This window comes from Streptomyces tibetensis, from assembly GCF_007655005.1.
Taxonomy (GTDB): Bacteria; Actinomycetota; Actinomycetes; order Streptomycetales; family Streptomycetaceae; genus Streptomyces; species Streptomyces tibetensis.
In genome coordinates, this window is record NZ_SZVW01000035.1 from 37684 (window position 1) to 58999 (window position 21316).

Below are 21316 nucleotides of genomic sequence, written 5' to 3' on the forward strand. Positions count from 1 at the left end.
CGTCCCTAACCCGTGACCCAGCGGTACTGCAGCTCCGGGCGTCCCACCGTGCCGTACTGCGGGCGGCGGGCGGCGCGGCCCGCGTCGACCAGGTGCTCCAGGTAGCGGCGGGCCGTGATGCGGGAGATGCCGACGGTCTCGGCGACTCCGGCGGCCGTCAGGCCCTCCGCGCTGTCGCGCAGGGCCACCGTCACCCGCTCGAGCGTCGGCGCGCTCAGTCCCTTGGGCAGCGCGGCCGGGCTCGGCGCGCGCAGGGCCGCGAGCGCCCGGTCCACCTCGTCCTGGCCGCTCGCCTCGCCGACCGCCGCGTGGAACTCGGCGTAGCGCACGAGGCGGTCGCGCAGGGTCGCGAAGGTGAACGGCTTCAGGACGTACTGGACGACCCCGAGGGAGACGCCCTCGCGTACGACGGCCAGGTCGCGGGCCGACGTCACCGCTATCACGTCCGCGTGATGGCCTGCCGCCCTGAGGGACCGGGCCAGGTGCAGTCCGTGCCCGTCCGGCAGGTGCAAATCGAGCAGGAGGAGGTCCACCGGGGTGCGCTCCAGGGCCCGGCGGGCCTCCGCGCCCGAGTGCGCCTTGCCCACGGCCACGAACCCGGGCACCCGCCCGACGTACAGGACGTGCGCGTCGGCGGCGACCGGATCGTCCTCCACCACCAGGACGCGGATGGCCTTCTCGCTGCTCGTCATGCGTCGCCTCCAGCGCCTCTGGCCACCGAGGTGGCCCCGCAGGACACGGCGTCCGCCGGCGTCCCCGGCTCCCGCAGCGGCAGCCGTACCTCGAACTCTGCGCCGCCCCCGTCGGCCTCCGCGACCGTCAGGGAGCCCTCGTGCCGCTGGACCGCCTGACGGACGAGCGCCAGCCCGAGACCCCGCCCGCCGGGGCCCGCCGGCTTCGTCGAGAAGCCACGCTGGAAGACCGCCTCCGCGTGCTCGGGGTCCACGCCCGGCCCCGTGTCCGAGACCCGCAGCACCAGCTCCGGGACGTCGCCCGAGCCGCGGGTGTACGCCGCCACCGTCACCCGGGCCCGCGCACTGCCCTGTGCCGCGTCCACGGCGTTGTCGATGAGGTTGCCGAGGATGGTCACCAGGTCCCGCGCCGGCAGGGACTCGGGCAGCAGACCGTCGTCCAGGCTGCTGTCCTCCGACACCATCAGCTCCACGCCCCGCTCGTTCGCCTGGGCCGTCTTGCCCAGCAGCAGCGCGGCCAGCACCGGCTCGCTCACCGCCGCCACGACCTGGTCGGTCAGTGCCTGTGCCAGCTCCAGCTCGGCCGTCGCGAACTCCACCGCTTCCTCCGCCCGGCCCAGCTCGATCAGCGAGACCACCGTGTGCAGTCGGTTCGCCGCCTCGTGCGCCTGTGAGCGCAGCGCCTGTGTGAAGCCCCGCTCGGAGTCCAACTCACCCATCAGCGACTGGAGTTCGGTGACATCGCGCAGGGTGACGACGGTACCGCGCCGCTCGCCGCCCGACACCGGCGAGGTGTTGATCACCAGGACCCGGGACGCCGTGAGATGCACCTCGTCCACCCGCGGCTCCGACGCCAGCAGGGCACCCGTCAGCGGGGCCGGCAGCCCCAGCTCCGCCACCGACCTGCCCACCACGTCCCCGGCCACGCCGAGCAACTCCCGACCTCCGTCGTTGATCAGCGCCACACGGTACTGCCCGTCCAGCATCAGCAGCCCCTCACGCACGGCGTGCAGGGCCGCCTGATGGTAGTCGTGCATCCGGCTCAGCTCCGTCGCGTTCATGCCGTGGGTGTGGCGGCGCAGCCGGGCGTTGACGACGTACGTGCCGACCGCGCCCAGCACCAGCGCGCCGGCCGGGACGCCGAGCAGGGCCGTCAGCTGGTCCTGGACCCGCTGGGTGATCTGCTCGACCCGGATCCCCGCGCTGACCAGGCCGACCACTTCGCCGCCGTCCTGGATCGGGGTGACCGCGCGGACCGACGGGCCGAGCGTGCCCGTGTAGGTCTCGGTGAAGGTCTCGCCCTTCAGGGCCCGCTCGGTGTGCCCCTTGAAGGTCTGGCCGATCTGCTTCGGGTCGGGGTGCGTCCAGCGGGTGCCCCGCGGATCCATGATCGTGATGAAGTCGACCTCGGTGTCCCGCATCACCTTCAGTGCGTACGGCTGGAGCTCGGCCGTCGGGTCGGGGGTGCGGGTCGCCGCCAGCACCGACGGGGAGTCCGCGACGGACCGCGCCACCGCCCTGGCCTGGCGGGTCGCGGCCTCTTCCGCCTGGCTGCGATCGCTGACGTAGGAGAACAGCGCGTATCCGGCCACCACGACCGCTATCAGCACGGCCTGCATGGCGAAGAGCTGGCCCGCCAGACTGCGGGGACCGGGGACGGTGAAGCGCATGTCGTCAGTCTGCCTCGTGGCTGATTGTGAACTAAATGAACGGAAGGGTGACCGCGCTCACAGACAAGGACATAGTCACGGCATTCCCTATAACGCATCTCCGGGAGCTTCGCTCGGTTTTCTCCCGAGTTTCCCGGAGTCTCCCCGGACGTGAGCCGCACGCCGGTGATGCCGACGACGTCGTCAAGGAGGGCCGCCGTGACCAGCGCAGCCGATACGGCACCTGCCGCACGCAAACCCAAGCGGGACCGCACGCACTACCTCTACATCGCGGTGATCATCGCGGTCGCCGCCGGTATCGCGGTGGGCCTGGCCGCTCCGGACTTCGCGCAAGAGCTGAAGCCGATCGGCACGGGTTTCGTGGCCCTGATCAAGATGATGATCTCGCCGATCATCTTCTGCACGATCGTGCTGGGCATCGGCTCGGTACGGAAGGCCGCCAAGGTCGGTGCCGTCGGAGGTATCGCCCTGGGCTACTTCATGGTGATGTCGCTCGTCGCGCTGGGCATCGGCCTGGTCGTCGGCAACATCCTGGAGCCGGGCACCGGCCTCGCGGTGACCGACGCGGTCAAGGACGCCGGTCACGCGCAGATCGATGCCGAGGCCAAGAACACCACGGAGTTCCTGCTCGGCATCATCCCGACCACCATCGTGTCGGCCTTCACCAACGAGTCGGTGCTCCAGACCCTGCTGATCGCCCTCCTCGCGGGCTTCGCGCTGCAGGGCATGGGATCGGCCGGCCAGCCGATCCTGCGCGGCATCGAGCACATCCAGCGGCTCGTCTTCCGCATCCTCGCGATGGTCATGTGGGCCGCCCCGATCGGTGCCTTCGGCGCCATCGCCGCCGTCACCGGCTCCGCCGGAGTGGAGGCGCTCAAGAGCCTCGCCGTGCTGATGCTCGGCTTCTACGTGACCTGTTTCCTGTTCGTCTTCATCGTGCTCGGCACGCTGCTGCGCGTGGTCGCCGGCCTGAACGTCTTCACGCTGTTCAAGTACCTGGGCCGGGAGTTCCTGCTGATCCTGTCCACGTCCTCCTCCGAGTCCGCGCTGCCGCGGCTCATCGCGAAGATGGAGCACCTGGGCGTCAGCAAGCCGGTGGTCGGCATCACCGTCCCGACCGGCTACTCGTTCAACCTCGACGGCACCATGATCTACATGACCATGGCCTCGCTGTTCATCGCCGACGCCATGGGCACGCCGATGTCGCTCGGTGAGCAGATCCCGCTGCTGCTCTTCCTGCTGGTCGCCTCCAAGGGTGCCGCCGGTGTCACCGGTGCGGGTCTGGCCACGCTGGCCGGCGGTCTGCAGTCGCACAAGCCGGCCCTGGTGGACGGCATCGGCCTCATCGTCGGCATCGACCGCTTCATGAGCGAGGCCCGCGCCCTGACCAACTTCGCGGGCAACGCCGTCGCCACGGTGCTGATCGGCACCTGGACGAAGGAGATCGACAAGGACCGCGTGAACCAGGTCCTCGCCGGTCAGCTGCCCTTCGACGAGAAGACGCTGCTGGACGACGGCCACGGCGGCCCGGCCGACGACCACGTCGAGGCCGAGGTGCCCGAACAGGGCGGCGAGAAGGAGCTGGCGAAGGCCTGACAGCCGCGCCGCCCCCAACAGAACCCGGGCGGCTGGGTGTCCCCCCCGTCGCTCAGCCGCCCGGTCCACATCTCGAGAAGTCCCAGCGTCACATCGAGCAGTTCACGCGTTGCGTCGAGCAGTCCACGCGTTGCGTCGAGCGGCTCACGCGTTCAGCTTCGCCACCAGCTCGGTGGCCTCAGAGGCGGGCACGCCCGCCGCGGTCAGTACGGTGACCGCGGCGCAGCGGCCCGCCTCTCGTGCTGCCAGCAGTCCGTCGTTCACGGCCTCCATCACGGCGAACAGCATCTGCTCGTGCACATACGCCAGGGCCGGAGCCGGCAGTGGTGAGCTGAAGACGTTCTCGTCCAGCCCTTGCTGCAGCAGCCCGATGCTCGCGTCCCGGACCGGGGCGAGCCGCTCCCGGATGCCCTGCATGGTGACCGTGCGCTGGGCGAGGGCGACCAGCAGCCGGTAGCGGTCGGCGATCTCCCACACCGCCAGCACCGAGCGCGCCACCGCCTCCGCCGGTTCCCGTACGTCCTCGCGGCCCGCCGCGTGCGCGGCCGACAGCGCCTCCACGGCCTCGTCGACGAGTGTGCTGATCAGCGCCTCGCGGCTCGGGAAGTGCCCGTACACCGTCCGCCGTACCACGCCCGCGGCCCGTGCGATCTGGTCCATGGACGCGTCGGGGTCGCGCAGCAGCTCGGGGAGGGCGACGTCGAGGATGCGCCGGCGGTTGGCGTCGGCGCGGCTGGTTCCCGTGGTCATGGACGCCATTGTGCCCCTTCCCTCATCGAGTTGCACAGTGCTGTGCAACGGCGTAGATTGCACAGCGTTGTGTAAATGCACATCTATGTGCAACTACGAGCTGGGAAGGCGACCCCTGCCATGCGACTCGTCATGAACGAACCGGCGGAGAGGACGGACCGCCCCTACCCGCGCCGCTGGTGGGCGCTCCTCGTGCTCTGCCTCAGCCTGCTGATCATCGTGATGGCCAACACCGCCCTCACGGTCGCCGCGCCCGCCATGACCGAGGACCTCGGTCTGACCAGCGCCGACCTGCAGTGGGTGATCGACGGCTACACCGTCCCGTACGCCGCGCTGATGCTGCTGCTCGGCGCGATAGGCGACAAGTACAGCCGCCGGGGCGCGCTCGTCCTCGGCCTGGTCGTCTTCGCGGGCGGCTCCGTCTTCGGCTGTCTCGCCGACAGCTCCACGACCGTCATCGCCGCCCGTGCCGTGATGGGCGCCGGTGCCGCGATGATCATGCCCGCCACCTTGTCCCTGCTCGCCGCGACCTTCCCGCGCGCCGAACGCGCCAAGGCCATCACCCTGTGGACCGCCACGGCCGGGCTCGCCATCGCGGCCGGACCGCTGGTCGCCGGGGCGCTGCTGGAGGATCACGGCTGGTCGTCGACGTTCCTCATCAACGTCCCCGTCGTGGTCCTGGCCCTCGTCGGCTCCTTCGTCCTCGTACCGCCGTCCAAGGCCGCGGACCGGGGGCGCATCGACTACGGCGGCGGGCTGCTGTCGGTGGTGTGGATCGCCGCACTGGTCTACATGATCATCGAGGGGCCGCACTTCGGCTGGGGCGTCAAGGCCACCGCCGCCGCGGTCGTCGCCGGAGCCGGGCTCGTCGCCTTCGTCCTGTGGGAGCTGCGCCACCCACGCCCGCTGCTCGACGTCCGCCGCTTCACCCACCGCGGCTTCGCCGGCTCCAACCTCGCCGTCGCCCTGTTCTTCCTGGCGGTCTTCGGCGCCTTCTACTACCTGACGCAGCACCTGCAGTTCGTCCTCGGCTACGACGCCCTGGACACGGGCCTGCGCATGCTGCCGCTGGCGGGCGCCGTGTTCGTGGGGGCGGCCCTCACCGGCTTCCTCACGCCCCGGGTCGGCATGAAGTGGACCGTCACGGCGGGCATGGTCGGCGGCACGGCGGCCCTGGCGCTGCTCACCCAGGTCGACGCCGGTTCGTCGTACGGCGACTTCGTCGCGCCCCTGGTCGTCCTCGGCCTCTCGATCGGACTCGCGCTCTCACCCTGCACGGACGCGATCATGGGCGCGTTCCCGGAGTCGGAGCTGGGCGTCGGCGGCGCGGTGAACGACACGTCGCTGGAGCTCGGCGGTTCGCTGGGCATCGCCATCCTGGGCTCGCTGCTGGCGACGTCGTACTCCGGCCACCTCTCGGACGCCACGGCCGGCAGCAAGCTCCCCGCGTCGTCCCTCTCCACCGCCCAGGACTCCGTCGGGGCCGGGTACGCCGTCGCGCAGGGCATCGGCGACAAGGCCCGGCAGCTCGCCGAGCAGGCCGCGCACACGAGCGACCCCCAGCAGGCCGAGCGGCTTCGGGCGCAGGCCGAGCAACTCGGCGGCGGGGCCAGGCAGATGGCCGACGCGGTCGGGTCCTCCTTCTCCGACGCGGTCGCCCACACCAGCCTGATCGGGGCCGTGATCCTGGGCGTCGGCACGGTGGTGGTGGCGCTGCTGCTGCCCGGCAAGGAGAAGACGGCGGAAAAGCCCGTCGGGGAGGAGAGCCGGGAACCGGAGCCCGCAGGGGCCCGCTGAGAGGCGCCCGCGACGTCGCGTCGCCCACCGGCGGGGCAGGACGGACGTCGCGGACCCACCCTGGGCAGGAGTGTGGCGTCGTCGCCCGAGGGCGGTCGGCGCCGCCTTCGCGACCGCCACTACGCCGGCCCGGTCGCCTCGTCCAGCCGGGCCCGTTCCTGAGGCGTCAGCAGCAGGTCCGCCGCGGCCGCCGAGTCCCTGATCGTCCGCGGACGGCTCGCCCCCGGGATCGGGACCACCACCGGGGACCGGGCCAGCAGCCAGGCCAGGGCGACCTGTTGAGGACTGACACCGCGCTCCGCCGCCACCGCGTGGAACACCGCGAAGCGCTGCTTTCCCTCGGTGCGCGACGGCCCGTCCAGGGAGCTGCGGGCCAGCCCGCCCAGCGGACTCCACGGCAGGAACGCCAGCCCCAGTTCCGCGCACAGCCGCAGGGCCGGCTCGCTGTCCCGTACGGCGGGGGAGTACCGGTTCTGCACCGACACCAGCCGGTCGCCGAGGATCTCGCGGGCCTTCAGGATCTGGTCCGCGTCCGCGTTGGACACCCCGGCCAGCCGGATCGTGCCCGCGTCGAGCAGCTCGCGCAGCGCGCCGGCCAACTCCTCGAAGGGCACCGCGGGGTCCGGCTTGTGCAGCTGGTAGAGGCCGATCGCCTCCACCCCGAGCCGCTTGCGCGACGCCTCGGCGGCGGCCTTGAGGTGGCGGGGGGAGCCGTTCACCGTCCAGTCGCCGCCCGCCGGCCGGCCGCGTCCGCCCTTCGTCGCCACCAGGACGTCGGAGGTGTCACCGCCGTACGAGGCCAGCGCCCGGGCCACCAGACGTTCGTTGTGCCCGGGCTCCGCGCCCGGCAGATGGTACGAGTCCGCCGTGTCCAGGAGCGTCACGCCCGCGTCGAGCGCGGCGTGCACGGTGGCCAGTGCGCGCTCCTCGTCCGGCCGGCCCTCGATGGACAGTGGCATCGCGCCGAGCCCGACCGCGCTCACCCGCAGTCCGCCAAGTGCCCTGTACCGCATCTCAGTCACCCTTCCCGAGCGTCTCGGCGACGGCCCGCGGAAGCCACTGCCGGGCGTCCCCGAAGGCGAAGCCGAGCCGGGTGGCCCGGGTGTTGTCCATGCCGTAGGAGCGGCGGAAGGAGAACGGCGAGACCTCACCGACCTCCACGGGCCGGAACTCGGCCCGTCCGCCGGGCACATGAGCGCTCACCGCCACGCACAGCTCCTCGGTGCTCAGCACCCCGCGGGAGGCGGCGTTCACCGGCCCGGTGAAGTCCTCGCCCGCCGCCCAGGCCAGGAACCGGGCGATCTCCTCGACGTAGACGTAGGTGGCGGGCCGGTTCACCGCCGGCACGGCGATCGGCTCGCCGGTGCGTATCCGCTCGGCGTAGTGGGCCAGCCTGCCCGTGAAGTCGTCGTCCCCGCCCAGCACATGGGCGACCCGCACCACCGTGGACTCGAACTCCGGTCCGGCCATGAGGACCGCCTCGGCCTGCCGCTTGCCCTCCCCGTAATGGGCCTCCACGAAGGCGGGGTCGTCCCAGGGCAGGTCCGGGTCCACGGCGACGGCGGACGGGTCGACGGACTCCTCGCGCACGAGGGCGGGGGAATCCTCGTACTCGTACACCTCGACCGTCGACGTCATCACATAGCGGCGGGTGCGGCCGGCGAAGACACGGCGGGCGATCGTGGCCTGGCGCGGGGTGTAGCAGACCTGGTCGACGACGACGTCGAAGACGCGGGAGCCGAGCGCGTCGGTCAGCGACCGTTCGTCGTCCCGGTCGGCGCGCAGGTGCTCCACCCCGGCGGGCGGTGGGCAGGAGCCCCGGTTGAGCACGGTGACGCGGTGGCCTTCGGCGAGCAGCCGTGCGATCAGACGCTTTCCGACGTACCGGTTGCCGCCGATGACCAGGACGTCCAGAACCTTTTCCATGGCCATAATTCTCCCGGCGTACATCCACGCTCTGAAGGGGGAACCATGGGAGTTCAGGCCGCCGCGCCGAAAGAACCACGGCAGTTGCGGACCGCCGCCGACGAAACATCGGTGGCCTTCGATGCGCTGGACCGGCAGATCCTCCAGCTGCTCCAGACCGACGGCCGGATCAAGCTCAGCGAGCTGGGCCGCCGGGTCAGACTCAGCCCCGCGGCCGTCACCGAGCGGGTGCGGCGGCTGGAGGCGGCGGGCGTGATCAGCGGCTACGGCGCCCATGTCGTGCCGTCCCGGCTCGGCTACGGCATCCAGGCGTTCATCCGCGTCGACCCGCACGGCGGCTACAACCTGAAGCACCCCAGGACCCTGGAGCTGATCGAGCGGCCCGAGATCACCGAGGTGCACCACGTGGTCGGGGAGGACTGCTGGATCCTCAAGGTCGCGGTGCGGGACACCGTCCACCTGGAGGAGATCCTGGAGGCCGTCTCCGCGCTGGGCCGCACCACGACGTCCATCGTGCTGACCTCCCCGGTGGAGCGGAAACCGCTGTTGCCTTGACGCCGGGGTCAAGGATTACGTTCGACCGCATGCGAATCGGCGAGCTGGCCGCACGGGCCGGGACCACGACGCGGACGCTGCGGTACTACGAGTCGCGCGGGCTGCTGCCCGCGCGGCGCACCGTCAACGGATACCGGACCTACGACGAGAGCGACCTGCGCCTGCTGCGGCAGATCAGGACGCTCCAGGACTTCGGGTTCGACCTGGAGGAGACGCGGCCCTTCGTGGAGTGCCTGCGCGCCGGGCACCCCGAGGGCGACTCGTGCCCGGCGTCGCTCGCGGTCTACCGGCGCAAGCTGGACGAACTCGACGCGCTGATCGGACAGCTGACCGGCGTGCGGGACACCGTCGCGCGCCAGCTGGAGCGGGCCGAGCAGGCGCGGGCCGAGCTGGCCGCCGAGGCAGAGGTTCCGGGCGGTCCGGAGCCTGTTTGCGAGCTGGGAGGGGACCCATGGTGACCGGCGTGATCGATGTGACGGACGCGGACTTCGAGGCGGAGGTGATCGGCGCGGAGCTGCCGGTGCTGGTGGAGTTCACCGCCGACTGGTGCCCGCCCTGCCGGCAGATGGGGCCGGTGCTCAAGGCTCTCGCCGTCGAGGAGGGCGACCGGCTGAAGGTGGTGCAGCTCGACGTGGACTCCAATCCGGCGACGACCAACGCCTACAAGGTGCTGTCCATGCCGACGTTCATGGTGTTCCGCGGCGGTGAGCCCGTGAAGTCGATGGTGGGGGCGCGAGCCAAGCGGCGGCTGCTGGAGGAGCTGGCCGACGTGGTCTAGCCGACCCGCCCGGTGAACAGGAAATCCCCCGAGCAATTGCGCTCGGGGGATTTCCTTGCGTATATTTGTCTGTTCGTGACTTCAAGTCGATTGCAGTCACAGTGAAGTTCAGTGAGCACAGTATATCCGGGCGGGAGCGGAATTGTCAAACACCGAATTTCCGGACGATGAATTGCGACAGGAACAGGAATTCATCGACGGGTTGTACGCGCGCGTGGACGCGCTGCGCGGCGACGCCGAGACCTCCGTCACGGACGCGCTCGCGCAGGGCAACACGCCCCAGCAGGCCAGACTCGAGCGGGACATCCTCGTCGCCGAGCGCTCCGGGCTGCTCGCCGCGCTGAACGCGGTGGACGGCTCCCTGTGCTTCGGCCGGATCGACCTCACCTCGGGCGTCACCCACCGCATCGGCCGCATCGGCCTGCGCACCGACGACGCCGAACGCACCCCGGTCCTGATCGACTGGCGTGCCGATGTCGCCCGCCCCTTCTACCTCGCCACCGGGCACACCCCGATGGGCCTCAGGCGCCGCCGGCACATCGCCACCGACGGCCGCCGGGTCACCCACCTGCACGACGAGATCCTCGACCTCGGCGACGAGACCCGCACCGGCCACGAGGACCCGACGGGCGACGCCGTGCTGCTCGCCGCCCTCAACTCGGCGCGCACCGGCCGCATGGGCGACATCGTGCAGACCATCCAGGCCGACCAGGACCGCATCATCCGCGCACCGCACCGCGGCGTCATGGTGGTGGAGGGCGGTCCCGGCACCGGCAAGACGGCCGTCGCCCTGCACCGCGCCGCCTACCTGCTGTACGAGCACCGGGAGCTGCTCGCCAAGCGGGCCGTGCTGATCGTCGGGCCCAACCCGGCGTTCCTCGGCTACATCGGCGAGGTGCTGCCCTCCCTCGGCGAGACCGGGGTGCTCCTCGCGACCGTGGGCGAGCTGTTCCCCGGGGTGAAGGCGACCGCGACCGACACGCCCGAGGCGGCCGCCGTGAAGGGCCGCGCCGGTATGGCCGACGTCCTCGCCGAGGTCGTGCGCGGCCGGCAGGCGCTGCCCGACCCCGTGATCGCCATCGAGCACGACCGCGAGGTCCTGATGCTCGACGAGGGCCTGGTCAACATGGCCCGCGAACGCACCCGCGCCGCCAAGCTGCCGCACAACGCCGCCCGCGAGCACTTCGAGGGCCACATCCTCAACGCCCTCACCGACCTGTACGCGGAGCGGATCGGCACCGACCCCTTCGACGGGTCCAGCCTGCTCGACCCCAGCGACATCACCCAGATCCGCGACGACCTCGCCGAGAACCCCGAGGTCTGGGCGGCCGTCGACCAGCTGTGGCCGCTGCTGACCCCGCAGCGGCTCGTCGCCGACTTCCTCGCCGCGCCGGAGGAGTTCCTGCCCGCCGAGGACGCCGACGCCGTACGCCGTCCGGTGACCCGGCGCTGGACGGTCGCGGACGTGCCGCTGCTCGACGAGGCCGCCGAACTCCTCGGCGACGACGACCGGCTCGCCCGCGACCGTGCCGAGCGCGAGCGGCAGCGGCAGATCGCCTACGCCCAGGGCGTGCTCGACGTGTCCTACGCGTCCCGGACCTACGAGTTCGAGGACAAGGAGGAGGACGACCCCGAGAGCTCCGAGGTGCTGTCCGCGCACGACATCATCGACGCCGAGCGGTTCGCCGAGCGGCACGAGGAGGACGACCACCGCAGCGCCGCCGAGCGCGCCGCCGCCGACCGCACCTGGGCGTTCGGGCACATCATCGTCGACGAGGCGCAGGAGCTGTCGCCGATGGCGTGGCGGCTGCTGATGCGGCGCAGCCCGACCCGCTCGATGACCCTGGTCGGCGACCCGGCCCAGACGGCGGAGGCGGCCGGGGTCGGTTCCTGGTCGGGCATCCTCTCGCCGTACGTCGAGGACCGCTGGGAGCACACCCGCCTGGGCGTCAACTACCGCACCCCGGCCGAGATCATGGACGTCGCCGCGGCCGTGGTGCGCGCCGAGCACCCGGACTTCGAGCCGCCCAGCTCGGTCCGCTCGACCGGCGTGCGCCCCTGGGCGCGTGCCACCGACGACCTTCCGGGCGCCGTCGCCAAGGCGGTCGGGGAGCTCACCCCGGCCGAGGGCAGGCTGGCGGTGATCGCGCCGCGCGACCTCCACCGCTCCCTCGCGTCCCGGCTGGACGGCGTGACGGCGGGCGCCGAACCCGACCTCACACAGACGGTGGTCCTGCTCGACCCGCGCCAGGCCAAGGGCCTGGAGTTCGACTCCGTCCTCGTGGTCGAGCCCGGCAGGTACGGCACCAGCGACCTGTACGTGGCCCTGACCCGGGCCACCCAGCGGCTGGGCGTGCTGCACACCGGGGACCTGCCGGGGCCCCTGGCGGACGCGTTCGGGTAGCGGAGCGGCCCCGTACCCGGCCGGGTACGGGGCCCGCCTACCGCAGGAGCGACCTCGGATCCCGCAGGGCGTGCCACAGCCCGGCCCCGAGCGGTACGACCGTCAGGGCGAAGAAGACCCAGAACAGGAACTCGGCCCCGGGCGCGAGCTCGTAGACGGTGCCGTCCTCCCACAGGCAGTAGGCCCGCGGCGGAAACGGGGTGGAGACCCCCGAGACCTTCCCGCTCCCGATGACGCCCTCTCGGTACGGCTCCCGGGGGCAGGGGGCGGTCTCCGGGAACAGGACGGGATCGTCCGCCGCCATGATGAACAACCAGGTGGCCGCGGTGAGCGGCACCGCCCAGAAGACTGACATCTTCACCCACAGCGGGAGCAGCGGATGCGCCAGCAGCCCGCGCAGCGCTACCCACCCGACCACGAGCCCGACGAACACCGGGAGCAGCGTCATGACGCCGCGGCGGCCTTCCGGGCACGCAGTTCGGTCGCGTAGCCCACGCCGATGAAGAGCAGTGCGGCAGACAGGGCGAGGGCAGCGCTCGTCCCGTTCATCCAGCCGTAGTCCGGATCACCGGAGTAGACGGAGCCGTCCTCGCGGACGCAGTCGAAGCGCAGCGGCAGGTACGAGGACCGGTGATGGGACAGCCCCTCCCGCGTGGCCTCGTCGAAGCCGTCGCGGCAGGCCGGGGCCGGGACCGAGTCCGCCCCGTCACCGACTGCGTGCTCCGACACCAGTACACCGAAGAAGCCCAGGGAGTACACGGCCGCAGCCGCCCACGCGGCCGTCGCCCCTGCGCGGCGCATCACGTGGGCCAGCCACGGCTCGGGCCGCCCGGGCAACGCCATCGCGACGACACCGAGCCCGGCGACGAGCGCGCCGACGGCACAGGCCACCGAGACCAGACTCATCAGCACGGCGGGACCTGCGAGGTGAGCACGGAGACATCCATGTCACCACCCCACCAGGACCCCACCGTGCGGGCTGTGGTGGAAGCCACTCCTCCGGTCACAGCCGTGTCACGGGAGGACCGGCTCAACCCGGCTTGTCCGCGGTCGGGTTGCCGGGTGGTTCGGGCAGCCAGTCGCGCGCCGGGTCGTACTCCAGCCACCGGCTCCGCCCTGCCTGGGCGGCGAAGGCGGTGGTGAGGGTCTTCAGCCCCGGGTGCCCGCTGCCCGTGCGCCACAGCAGTGACCAGGCGTAGAGCGGTGTGGGGTCGACCAGCGGGACGCTGCGCAGGCCCGGCACGTCAGGTAGGGGGACGTCGGCGGGCAGCAGCGAGAACCGCCGCGGGTCCTCCACCACCTCGGCGAGGAAGTGGGCGAGGCCCAGGTTGAGGGTCGTGGCCGTGGTGGGGATGCCGAAGCGGTGGGCGAACCGGTGCAGGAAGTCGAGCCGGTCCAGAGCACCGGGCGCCCACAGCACGCTGCCGCCCAACTGGTCGGGCCGGAGCGCTGGTTCGCATGCGAGGGGATGGTCCGCGCCGAGCACCGCGTCCACCGGCTCCAGTCGGACCAGGCGGTGGGTCAGCCCGGCGTGCAGCGGGGGGTGAACCCGCCCGAAGGCCGCGTCGATGTCGCCGCGCAGCAGGGCCGCCGTCACCGACGGCAGGTCCCGCCCGTGCCCCGGCGTCAGCTCCCCGGCCTGTTCAGCGACGTGGGCCAGGGTCCGCATCGGCGCGTAGAGGTGCCCCCAGACGTCCAGCCGCAGGGGGCGATCCGGCCCTACGGCGGCCGCGATCGCCGACTCGGCCGAGGTCAGGGCCTGCCGGGCCGGACCGAGGAAACGCCGCCCCGCCTCCGTGAGGCCGACCGCCCCGCCTCCGCGCTGGAACAACGCGGTGCCGAGCAGCGATTCGAGCCGTGCGATCCGCTTCGACAACGCCTGCTGGGAAAGGCCGAGCGTGCCGGCGGCTCGTCCGAAGTGCAGTTCCTCGGCGGCGCGTACGAAGGCCCGTACCTGCGCCATGTCGAGATCCATGGCTCCCCACCCTAGGCGACGACAACCGGAAGTTGTCGGCCCTGCTGGTTCGTTGTTGGATCACCGGGCGCCGCCGAGGTTGCATGGCCGGCATGCGCAGACTCATTCCCGCGGGGGAGGTGGCCCGCCCGGTCGCCTCCGCCGAGACCGTCCTGCCGACCGGAGGAACCCGATGAACGCCCCCGAGTTCGCCGCCGCCCAGTGGACGCGTGCCACCGGCGCGGGCGTCGACCCCCACGAGTACCGGCGCGTCACCGCGGGCCTCACCTCCGTCGCCGACTGGGGACCGTCCCTCTCCCGCGCCGCGGACGCCTGCGTCGAGCGCGCGGAGCGGGCCGGATCGTCCGTCTCCGCGGGTGAACACCTCCTGATGGCGGCCCGGTGGTACCACCTCGCCACTCTCGCGCCGTACGCGGAGGCGGGCCGTGCCGCCGCCCTCGCGGACCGGGCCCTGAGCCGGGCGCTGACCGTCCTGGAGCCCGATGCGCGGCGCGTCGACGGCGAGGGCTTCACCGGCTGGCTGCGCGGCCCCGCGGACGCCCGCGGCACGGTCGTCGTCGTCCCCGGCCTGGACTCGGCCAAGGAGGAGTTCCTGGGCCTGGCCTCCGCGCTGCTGGCCAGGGGGCTCGCGGTGTACGCGATGGACGGCCCCGGGCAGGGCGCCCTCACGGCCACGACCACCCTCACGCCGGACTACGAGCAGGTGGTCGGCCGGGTCCTCGACGCCCTCGGCGTCGCTCGTGCCGGGCTCGTCGGTCTCAGCCTGGGCGGCTACTACGCGGCGCGGACGGCGGCACTGGAGCCACGCGTGGCGGCCGTCGCCACCGTCAGCGGCCCCTTCCGCCTCGACTGGACCGAACTGCCCCAGCCCGTACGGGACATCATGACCGAGCGGGCCGGAGGGGCCGACGCCGCCCGCGCCTTCGCCCGCCGGGTGGACCTCACCGACCTGGCACCGCGCATCGAAGCACCCCTGCTGGTCGTGGACGGCGGCCGGGACGTCATCCCCGGCGTGACCGACGGCGAGCCGCTCGCCCGGCTGGCACCGCACGGCACCCACCTGTCGGTGCCGCACGGCGACCACCTGCTCGGCAACGCGCGAGGTGACTGGCTGTTCCCGCTCGCCGACCACATCGCGCACGCGCTGACGGGAGCGGCGGAATGAGCCGCCCCCGCACACGCTCGCTGATCTCCCTGTCGCGTCCCCGGCCCCCTAAGCCGGCCGCAGCCACACCGTCGCCAGGGGCGGCAGGGTCAGGCGGATGCTGGCCGGGCGGCCGTGCCAGGACTGGGGTTCGGGCTTGACCGGATCGGGGTTGGTGACGTCGCTGCCGCCGTAGCGGGCCGCGTCGGTGTTCACGGCCTCGTGCCAGGCGGGGACGTCGTCGGGGACGCCCAGGCGGTAGTCCTGGCGGGTGACCGGCGCGAAGTTGGACACCGCCAGCACCGGGACGCCCTCCGGGTCCAGCCGCAGGAACGCGAGGACGTTGTCCTCGGCGGCGTCCCCGACGATCCACTCGAAACCGGCCGGGTCCGTGTCCAGCCGCCACAGCGCCGGGGTCGCCCGGTACACGGTGTTCAGGTCGCGGACCAGATCGCGCACACCGCGGTGGTCGGGCTCGGCCCCGTAGCCCGGGTCCAGCAGCCACCAGTCGGGGCCGTGCGCCTCGGACCACTCGGCGCCCTGGGCGAACTCCTGCCCCATGAAGAGCAGTTGCTTGCCCGGGTGGGCCCACATGAAGCCCAGGTAGGACCGGACCCCGGCGCGCTGCTGCCACCAGTCGCCGGGCATCTTCGACACCAGGGAACGCTTGCCGTGCACGACCTCGTCGTGCGAGATCGGCAGCACGTAGTTCTCGCTGTAGGCGTACACCATGGAGAAGGTCATCTCCCCGTGGTGGTACTTGCGGTGCACCGGCTCGTGGCTCATGTACTGCAGCGAGTCGTGCATCCAGCCCATGTTCCACTTCAGCCCGAACCCGAGCCCGCCGAAACCGCTCGGGCCCTTGTGGTGGGTGGCGCGGGTGACACCGTCCCAGGCGGTGGACTCCTCGGCGATCGTGACCACGCCGGGCACCCTGCGGTAGACCGTCGCGTTCATCTCCTGGAGGAACGCCACCGCGTCCAGGTTCTCCCGCCCGCCGTGCTCGTTGGGCGTCCACTGGCCCGGCTCGCGCGAGTAGTCCAGGTAGAGCATCGAGGCGACGGCGTCCACGCGCAGGCCGTCGATGTGGAACTCCTCGCACCAGTAGACGGCGTTCGCCACGAGGAAGTTGCGCACCTCGTTGCGCCCGAAGTCGAACTCCAGCGTGCCCCAGTCGGGGTGCGCGGCCCGCAGCGGATCCTCGTGCTCGTACAGGGGCCTGCCGTCGAACTCGGCCAGCGCCCAGGCGTCCCGCGGGAAGTGCGCCGGCACCCAGTCCATGAGGACGCCGATGCCGGCCTGGTGCAGCTTGTCGACCAGGAACCGGAAGTCGTCCGGCGTGCCCAGCCGGGCCGTCGGCGCGTAGAAGCCGGTCACCTGATAGCCCCACGACCCGCCGAACGGATGCTCCGCGACCGGCATCAGCTCGACGTGCGTGAAGCCCAGGTTCTTCACGTACCCGGGGAGCTGCTCGGCGAGCTGGCGGTACGTCAGCCCCGGCCGCCAGGAGGGCAGGTGGACCTCGTACACCGAGAAGGGCGCCTCGTGCGCGGGAACTTCGGCGCGCCGGGCCACCCAGTCGGCGTCGCCCCACTCGTACTCCGAGGAGGTGATCACCGACGAGGTGGCGGGCGGTACCTCCGTGCGGCGGGCCAGCGGGTCGGCGCGCAGCGTCTTCGAACCGTCGGCGCGGGTGATCTCGAACTTGTACAGCTCGCCCTCGCCGACGTCCGGCAGGAACAGCTCCCACACCCCGGACGAGCCCAGCGACCGCATGACGTGCCCGGTGCCGTCCCAGAAGTTGAAGGTGCCGGCCACGCGCACCCCGCGCGCGTTCGGCGCCCAGACCGCGAACCGGGTGCCGGTCACGCCCTGGTGGGTCGTCGGGTGCGCACCGAGCGCCGTCCACAGCTCCTCGTGCCGGCCCTCGCCGATCAGGTGCAGGTCGAGGTCGCCCAGGGTGGGCAGGAAGCGGTAGGCGTCCTCGGTCTCCAGGACCGTGCCCTCGTACTCCACGATCAGCCGGTAGGCCGGGACCTCCCGCAGCGGCAGCAGCCCCGAGAAGAACCCCTCCCCGTCGTCGTGCAGCTCGGCCCGCAGTTCTCCGGAGACGACGGTCACCGACAGGGCGTACGGACGGAACGCCCGGAAGGCGATGCCGCCGGGCACGGGGTGCGCGCCGAGGACGGAGTGCGGGGCGTGGTGTGTGCCGCCGAGCAGCCGCTCCCGGTCCACCGCGTCGACGGCGGGCGAGACGGCGACCTCCATCTCCGGCGGAACGACCTGAGCGGCAGCGGGCTTCCCGGCAGGTGCCTTCCGGGCCGGGGCCTTCCTGGCCGCGCTCTTCTTCGAAAGGGCCGTCTCCGCGGGCGCCTCGGACGCGGTGGTCTTCTTCGGGAGGGCCGTCTCCGCGGGCGCCTCGGACGCGGTGGTCTTCTTCGGGAGGGCCGTCTCCGCGGGCGCCTCGGACGCCGTGGTCTTCTTCGCGAGGGCCTTCGCTGCGGGCGCCTTCTTCACGGCGGCCTTCTTGGCCGTGGCCTTGACGGCGGTGGCCTTGACGGCGGTGGCCTTGACGGCGGTCGCCTTCTTCGCCGTGGCCTTCTTCGCGGCGGACTTCTTCACAGCCGACTTGGCCGCGGTCTTTTTCGCGGCGGTCTTCTGCGCGGCGGCGGTCTTCACGGCCGTCTTGGCCGCGCTCTTCGCCGCGGTCTTCTTCGCGACGGCCGCTTTCTCCGCCGTGGGCTGTGCGACCGGCGTCTTCTGGGCGGCGGCCTTCTTCGTCGCCGCCTTCTTGGCCACCGTCCTGCCGGCGGTGGTCTTGCTTGCGGTGGTCTTGCCGGCGGCGGCCTTCTTGGCGGTCGCCTTCGCGGGGGCCGCCTTCTTCGCCGCTGCCTGTTTGGGCACCGCCGTCTTCTTCGCGGCGCTCTTCCGCTGGGCGGCCGTGGGCTGCTCGGGGATCTTCTCCCCGGCGGTCCCCTTGGGACGCGAACCGCTGGACTCAGGGCGGGGGGTCACGGGCGGAGCCTCCAGGGCGAGGGGTCGGTCAGGTCAGGTGGCCGGTCGAGGCGAGCCGGTCTATGGCGGCCAGGGGCACCGGCAGCCAGTCGGGGCGGTGCCGGGCCTCGTACACCACCTCGTAGATCGCCTTGTCCGTCTCGTAGGCCCGCAGCAGCACCGGGTCGGTGCGCGGGTCGAGGCCGGAGGCCTCCGCGTAGCCGGAGCAGTACGCGGAGCGGCAGGTCTCGGCCCAGTCCGGCTGAGGCGGGTCGGCCGAGCGTGCCGCGTAGTCGAAGGACCGCAGCATGCCGGCGACGTCCCGCACCGCCGGCTGCGGCATGCGGCGCTCGGCCAGCGGCCGGGCCGGCTCTCCCTCGAAGTCGATCAGCCGCCACTCGCCGGACGGCGAGCGCAGGCACTGCCCGAGATGCAGATCGCCGTGCACCCGCTGCGCGGTCCAGGTGCGGCCCTCGGCGGCGAGGTCGCCCAGCGCCGTGAACGCCGACCGCAGCCCACCGGCGTACGGCCGCAGCGCGGGCACTGCCTGGACGGCCGCGTCCAGCCGCTCGATCATGCCGTCGACCATCGTCCGGAGCTGCATGTGACCGAGCGTGACGGTCGGCAACGCCCGGGCCAGCGCGGTGTGCACCTCGGCGGTGGCCCGCCCCAGGGCCCGCGCCTCGGCGCCGAAGTCCTCGCCCTTGGCCAGCTCGCGCAGGGCCAGCTCCCAGCCGTCGGAGGCGCCCTGCAGAAACGGCTGGAGCACTCCCAGGACGTAGGGCCGGCCGGCGAGGTCCGCAGGGCCTGCCGCTACGACCGGGTCCGCCGAGGGATCGATGTCCGCGACCATCCAGGCCGTCGGCGCGGGCACCCGGGGGCAGTTCTCCCGGGCCAGTGCGAGCGGCAGCTCCAGATCGGGGTTGACTCCGGGCACGATCCGGCGAAGCAGCTTGAGGATGAACGTATCTCCGTAGACGATCGACGAGTTGGACTGCTCGGCGGTCACCACGCGCGGTACCAGCCCGGAGCGGATGTCCTGGCCGGGATCCCGCTCGAAGCGGAGCCGTCCGACCCGGGCCTGTGCGCGCAGCGCCTCCAGGAGCACCTCGGCGGGCCGGGTGTCGTGCAGTGCGTCGTAGACGGTCCGCCCGGCCAGCGGCCCGGTCGGCACATGTCCGATCAGCGCGGGCGCCAGCCGAGGCGGCAGCGCCTCGCGCACGCCTATCAGCAGCTGGTAGCAGTCACCAGGGTGACCGGGCGCGCCGTGGGACGGCACGACGGGCTGATGGGCGCGGACGAGCAGGTGGTACAGGCCCAGCTTGGACGTGGCCGGGAGCAGCTCGGTGGCCTCGACCAGCGTGAACCCGGTGACCGGCCGCCCCTTGCCCGCGAACCAGCGCTGCCGCGGCAGCCACTCCCGCAGCAACGGGTCGAGGGAGGCAAGGAGGCCGGGCGGGGTGGTGACGGTGCGTGTGACGGCTTCCGACATGGCGTCGCGTCCTTTCACCCATTCTTGGTGCGCCTCCGGGTGCCGTGCAGCCGGTCCCTGAGGGCGCCCCTCCGGCTCACGCGGGTGGGCGGGGTGTTACTGATGCGTGCCCCGGGCGGGGCGGAGGAAACGCCCCGCCGCCGGGTTTGCGGCCCGTCCCGCGAATCGGGCCTCAACAGGCCTTCTCAGGCCTCACATGGTCTCCTTGCGGAGCCTGAACCAGTAGAACCCGTGGCCCCCGAGCGTCAGCAGATACGGCAGCTCGCCGATCGCCGGGAAGCGGACCCCGCCGAACAGCTCCACCGGGTGCCGCCCCTCGAAGGCGCTCAGGTCCAGCTCGGTGGGCTGTGCGAAACGGGAGAAGTTGTTCACGCACAGCACCAGGTCGTCCCCTCCTTCCGCAGAAACGGGGGCCTCGCGCAGGAACGCCAGCACCGCGGGGTTGGAGGAGGGCAGCTCGGTGTACGAGCCGAGCCCGAAGGCCGGGTTCTGCTTGCGGATCTCGATCATGCGGCGGGTCCAGTGCAGCAGCGACGAGGGCGAGGCCATGGACGCCTCGACGCTCGTGACCTGGTAGCCGTAGACCGGGTCCATGATCGTGGGCAGGAACAGCCGCCCCGGATCGCACGAGGAGAACCCCGCGTTGCGGTCCGGCGTCCACTGCATCGGTGTGCGCACCGCGTCCCGGTCACCGAGCCAGATGTTGTCGCCCATGCCGATCTCGTCGCCGTAGTACAGGATCGGCGAGCCCGGCAGCGACAGCAGCAGGGCCGTGAACAGCTCGATCTGGTTGCGGTCGTTGTCCAGCAGCGGGGCGAGGCGCCTGCGGATGCCGATGTTGGCGCGCATGCGGGGATCCTTGGCGTACTCGGCCCACATGTAGTCGCGCTCTTCGTCGGTGACCATCTCGAGCGTGAGCTCGTCGTGGTTGCGCAGGAAGATGCCCCACTGGCAGTTCGACGGGATCGCCGGGGTCTTGGCCAGGATCTCGGAGACCGGGTAGCGCGATTCCCGCCGTACGGCCATGAAGATGCGCGGCATGACCGGGAAATGGAACGCCATGTGGCACTCGTCGCCACCGCTCGGGTAGTCGCCGAAGTAGTCGACGACGTCCTCGGGCCACTGGTTGGCCTCCGCCAGCAGCACGGTGTCCGGGTACTGCGCGTCGATCTCCTTGCGCACCCGCTTCAGGAAGTCGTGCGTGGCGGGCAGGTTCTCGCAGTTCGTGCCCTCCTGCTGGTACAGGTACGGCACCGCGTCCAGCCGGAACCCGTCGATGCCCAGGTCCAGCCAGAACTTCAGCGCGGAGATCATCTCCTCCTGCACGGCCGGGTTCTCGTAGTTGAGGTCCGGCTGATGGGAGAAGAAGCGGTGCCAGTAGTACTGCTTGCGGACCGGGTCGTAGGTCCAGTTGGAGGCCTCGGTGTCGACGAAGATGATCCGCGCGTCCTGGTACTGCTTGTCGTCGTCGGCCCACACGTAGTAATCGCCGTAGGGCCCGTCGGGGTCCTTGCGCGACTCCTGGAACCACGGGTGCTGGTCG

At 72.0% G+C, this 21316-nt stretch carries 18 protein-coding genes; 7 read left to right on the top strand and 11 right to left on the bottom strand.

What is annotated here, in order from left to right:
• Positions 1-5: 5 nt before the first annotated feature.
• Complete coding sequence (locus FDO69_RS39580; protein ID WP_104788761.1) at positions 6-692, bottom strand: response regulator; 687 nt, start codon at positions 690-692, stop codon at positions 6-8.
• Entirely contained in the window at positions 689-2362 is a 1674-nt protein-coding gene (locus FDO69_RS39585; RefSeq protein WP_104788763.1) for a sensor histidine kinase, read from the bottom strand. The genes FDO69_RS39580 and FDO69_RS39585 overlap by 4 nt, the downstream gene beginning before the upstream one ends.
• A gap of 198 nt (positions 2363-2560) precedes the next feature.
• Between FDO69_RS39585 and FDO69_RS39590 the strand changes: the two genes are divergently transcribed.
• Positions 2561-3958, top strand: coding sequence for a cation:dicarboxylate symporter family transporter (locus FDO69_RS39590; protein WP_104788766.1), 1398 nt, complete (start codon positions 2561-2563; stop codon positions 3956-3958).
• Between the two features lie 144 nt (positions 3959-4102).
• Here the strand turns inward: FDO69_RS39590 and FDO69_RS39595 are convergent, their stop codons facing one another.
• Complete coding sequence (locus tag FDO69_RS39595) at positions 4103-4717, bottom strand: TetR/AcrR family transcriptional regulator (protein WP_104788768.1); 615 nt, start codon at positions 4715-4717, stop codon at positions 4103-4105.
• A 111-nt stretch (positions 4718-4828) separates the two neighbouring features.
• Between FDO69_RS39595 and FDO69_RS39600 the strand changes: the two genes are divergently transcribed.
• Positions 4829-6505, top strand: a complete 1677-nt coding sequence (locus FDO69_RS39600) for a DHA2 family efflux MFS transporter permease subunit (protein ID WP_104788771.1) — start codon at positions 4829-4831, stop codon at positions 6503-6505.
• A 119-nt stretch (positions 6506-6624) separates the two neighbouring features.
• Here the strand turns inward: FDO69_RS39600 and FDO69_RS39605 are convergent, their stop codons facing one another.
• Entirely contained in the window at positions 6625-7518 is an 894-nt protein-coding gene (locus FDO69_RS39605; RefSeq protein ID WP_104788774.1) for an aldo/keto reductase, read from the bottom strand.
• A 1-nt stretch (position 7519) separates the two neighbouring features.
• A complete protein-coding gene (locus tag FDO69_RS39610; protein ID WP_104788806.1) occupies positions 7520-8431 on the bottom strand; it encodes an NAD-dependent epimerase/dehydratase family protein in 912 nt (303 codons plus the stop codon).
• A gap of 45 nt (positions 8432-8476) precedes the next feature.
• Here FDO69_RS39610 and FDO69_RS39615 point away from each other — a divergent pair, with 45 nt between their 5' ends.
• The 4 genes from FDO69_RS39615 to FDO69_RS39630 all read left to right on the top strand — a co-directional run bounded on the left by FDO69_RS39615 (position 8477) and on the right by FDO69_RS39630 (position 12168).
• Positions 8477-8986, top strand: a complete 510-nt coding sequence (locus tag FDO69_RS39615) for an Lrp/AsnC family transcriptional regulator (protein ID WP_234388303.1) — start codon at positions 8477-8479, stop codon at positions 8984-8986.
• 29 nt (positions 8987-9015) lie between these two features.
• Positions 9016-9444, top strand: coding sequence for a MerR family transcriptional regulator (locus FDO69_RS39620; RefSeq protein ID WP_104788776.1), 429 nt, complete (start codon positions 9016-9018; stop codon positions 9442-9444).
• Positions 9445-9449: 5 nt separating this feature from the next.
• Positions 9450-9764, top strand: coding sequence for a thioredoxin family protein (locus tag FDO69_RS39625; RefSeq protein WP_104788811.1), 315 nt, complete (start codon positions 9450-9452; stop codon positions 9762-9764).
• Between the two features lie 172 nt (positions 9765-9936).
• Entirely contained in the window at positions 9937-12168 is a 2232-nt protein-coding gene (locus tag FDO69_RS39630) for a HelD family protein (RefSeq protein ID WP_170321013.1), read from the top strand.
• Between the two features lie 37 nt (positions 12169-12205).
• Here the strand turns inward: FDO69_RS39630 and FDO69_RS39635 are convergent, their stop codons facing one another.
• The 3 genes from FDO69_RS39635 to FDO69_RS39645 all read right to left on the bottom strand — a co-directional run bounded on the left by FDO69_RS39635 (position 12206) and on the right by FDO69_RS39645 (position 14143).
• Positions 12206-12616: a hypothetical protein gene (locus FDO69_RS39635; RefSeq protein WP_104788782.1), complete on the bottom strand. Its 411-nt coding sequence runs from the start codon at positions 12614-12616 to the stop codon at positions 12206-12208.
• A complete protein-coding gene (locus FDO69_RS39640) occupies positions 12613-13074 on the bottom strand; it encodes a hypothetical protein (protein ID WP_104788813.1) in 462 nt (153 codons plus the stop codon). Before FDO69_RS39640 ends, FDO69_RS39635 begins: the two co-directional genes overlap by 4 nt.
• Positions 13075-13198: 124 nt before the next feature.
• Positions 13199-14143 carry a LysR family transcriptional regulator gene (locus FDO69_RS39645; protein ID WP_104788785.1) on the bottom strand — a complete coding sequence of 315 codons (945 nt, stop codon included), beginning with the start codon at positions 14141-14143 and terminating at the stop codon, positions 13199-13201.
• A gap of 172 nt (positions 14144-14315) precedes the next feature.
• On the opposite strand from FDO69_RS39645, the gene FDO69_RS39650 reads away from it, so the two are divergent.
• Positions 14316-15308: an alpha/beta hydrolase gene (locus FDO69_RS39650; RefSeq protein ID WP_104788787.1), complete on the top strand. Its 993-nt coding sequence runs from the start codon at positions 14316-14318 to the stop codon at positions 15306-15308.
• A 48-nt stretch (positions 15309-15356) separates the two neighbouring features.
• On the opposite strand, the gene glgB is transcribed toward FDO69_RS39650, so the two are convergent.
• The 3 genes from glgB to treS form a co-directional block, all read right to left on the bottom strand.
• Positions 15357-18302 (bottom strand): 1,4-alpha-glucan branching enzyme, encoded by a 2946-nt coding sequence (gene glgB / locus FDO69_RS39655; protein WP_104788790.1) that lies wholly within the window; start codon positions 18300-18302, stop codon positions 15357-15359.
• 28 nt (positions 18303-18330) lie between these two features.
• On the bottom strand, positions 18331-19773 hold the full coding sequence (locus FDO69_RS39660; protein WP_104788793.1) for a maltokinase N-terminal cap-like domain-containing protein: 1443 nt from the start codon (positions 19771-19773) through the stop codon (positions 18331-18333).
• A 192-nt stretch (positions 19774-19965) separates the two neighbouring features.
• Positions 19966-21316 (bottom strand): maltose alpha-D-glucosyltransferase (gene treS / locus FDO69_RS39665; RefSeq protein ID WP_104788795.1); only part of this gene is annotated, 1351 nt, incomplete at its 5' end.

Bases quoted from the DNA above. Each gene is read 5' to 3' on its own strand.
- FDO69_RS39600 (WP_104788771.1), top strand. From the start codon at position 4,829: ATGCGACTCGTCATGAACGAACCGGCGGAGAGGACGGACCGCCCCTAC.
- FDO69_RS39620 (WP_104788776.1), top strand. From the start codon at position 9,016: ATGCGAATCGGCGAGCTGGCCGCACGGGCCGGGACCACGACGCGGACG.
- FDO69_RS39615 (WP_234388303.1), top strand. From the start codon at position 8,477: ATGGGAGTTCAGGCCGCCGCGCCGAAAGAACCACGGCAGTTGCGGACC.
- FDO69_RS39595 (WP_104788768.1), bottom strand. From the start codon at position 4,717: ATGGCGTCCATGACCACGGGAACCAGCCGCGCCGACGCCAACCGCCGG.
- FDO69_RS39580 (WP_104788761.1), bottom strand. From the start codon at position 692: ATGACGAGCAGCGAGAAGGCCATCCGCGTCCTGGTGGTGGAGGACGAT.
- FDO69_RS39605 (WP_104788774.1), bottom strand. From the start codon at position 7,518: ATGCGGTACAGGGCACTTGGCGGACTGCGGGTGAGCGCGGTCGGGCTC.
- FDO69_RS39585 (WP_104788763.1), bottom strand. From the start codon at position 2,362: ATGCGCTTCACCGTCCCCGGTCCCCGCAGTCTGGCGGGCCAGCTCTTC.
- FDO69_RS39650 (WP_104788787.1), top strand. From the start codon at position 14,316: ATGAACGCCCCCGAGTTCGCCGCCGCCCAGTGGACGCGTGCCACCGGC.
- FDO69_RS39635 (WP_104788782.1), bottom strand. From the start codon at position 12,616: ATGACGCTGCTCCCGGTGTTCGTCGGGCTCGTGGTCGGGTGGGTAGCG.
- FDO69_RS39645 (WP_104788785.1), bottom strand. From the start codon at position 14,143: ATGGATCTCGACATGGCGCAGGTACGGGCCTTCGTACGCGCCGCCGAG.
- FDO69_RS39640 (WP_104788813.1), bottom strand. From the start codon at position 13,074: ATGAGTCTGGTCTCGGTGGCCTGTGCCGTCGGCGCGCTCGTCGCCGGG.
- FDO69_RS39610 (WP_104788806.1), bottom strand. From the start codon at position 8,431: ATGGAAAAGGTTCTGGACGTCCTGGTCATCGGCGGCAACCGGTACGTC.
- FDO69_RS39660 (WP_104788793.1), bottom strand. From the start codon at position 19,773: ATGTCGGAAGCCGTCACACGCACCGTCACCACCCCGCCCGGCCTCCTT.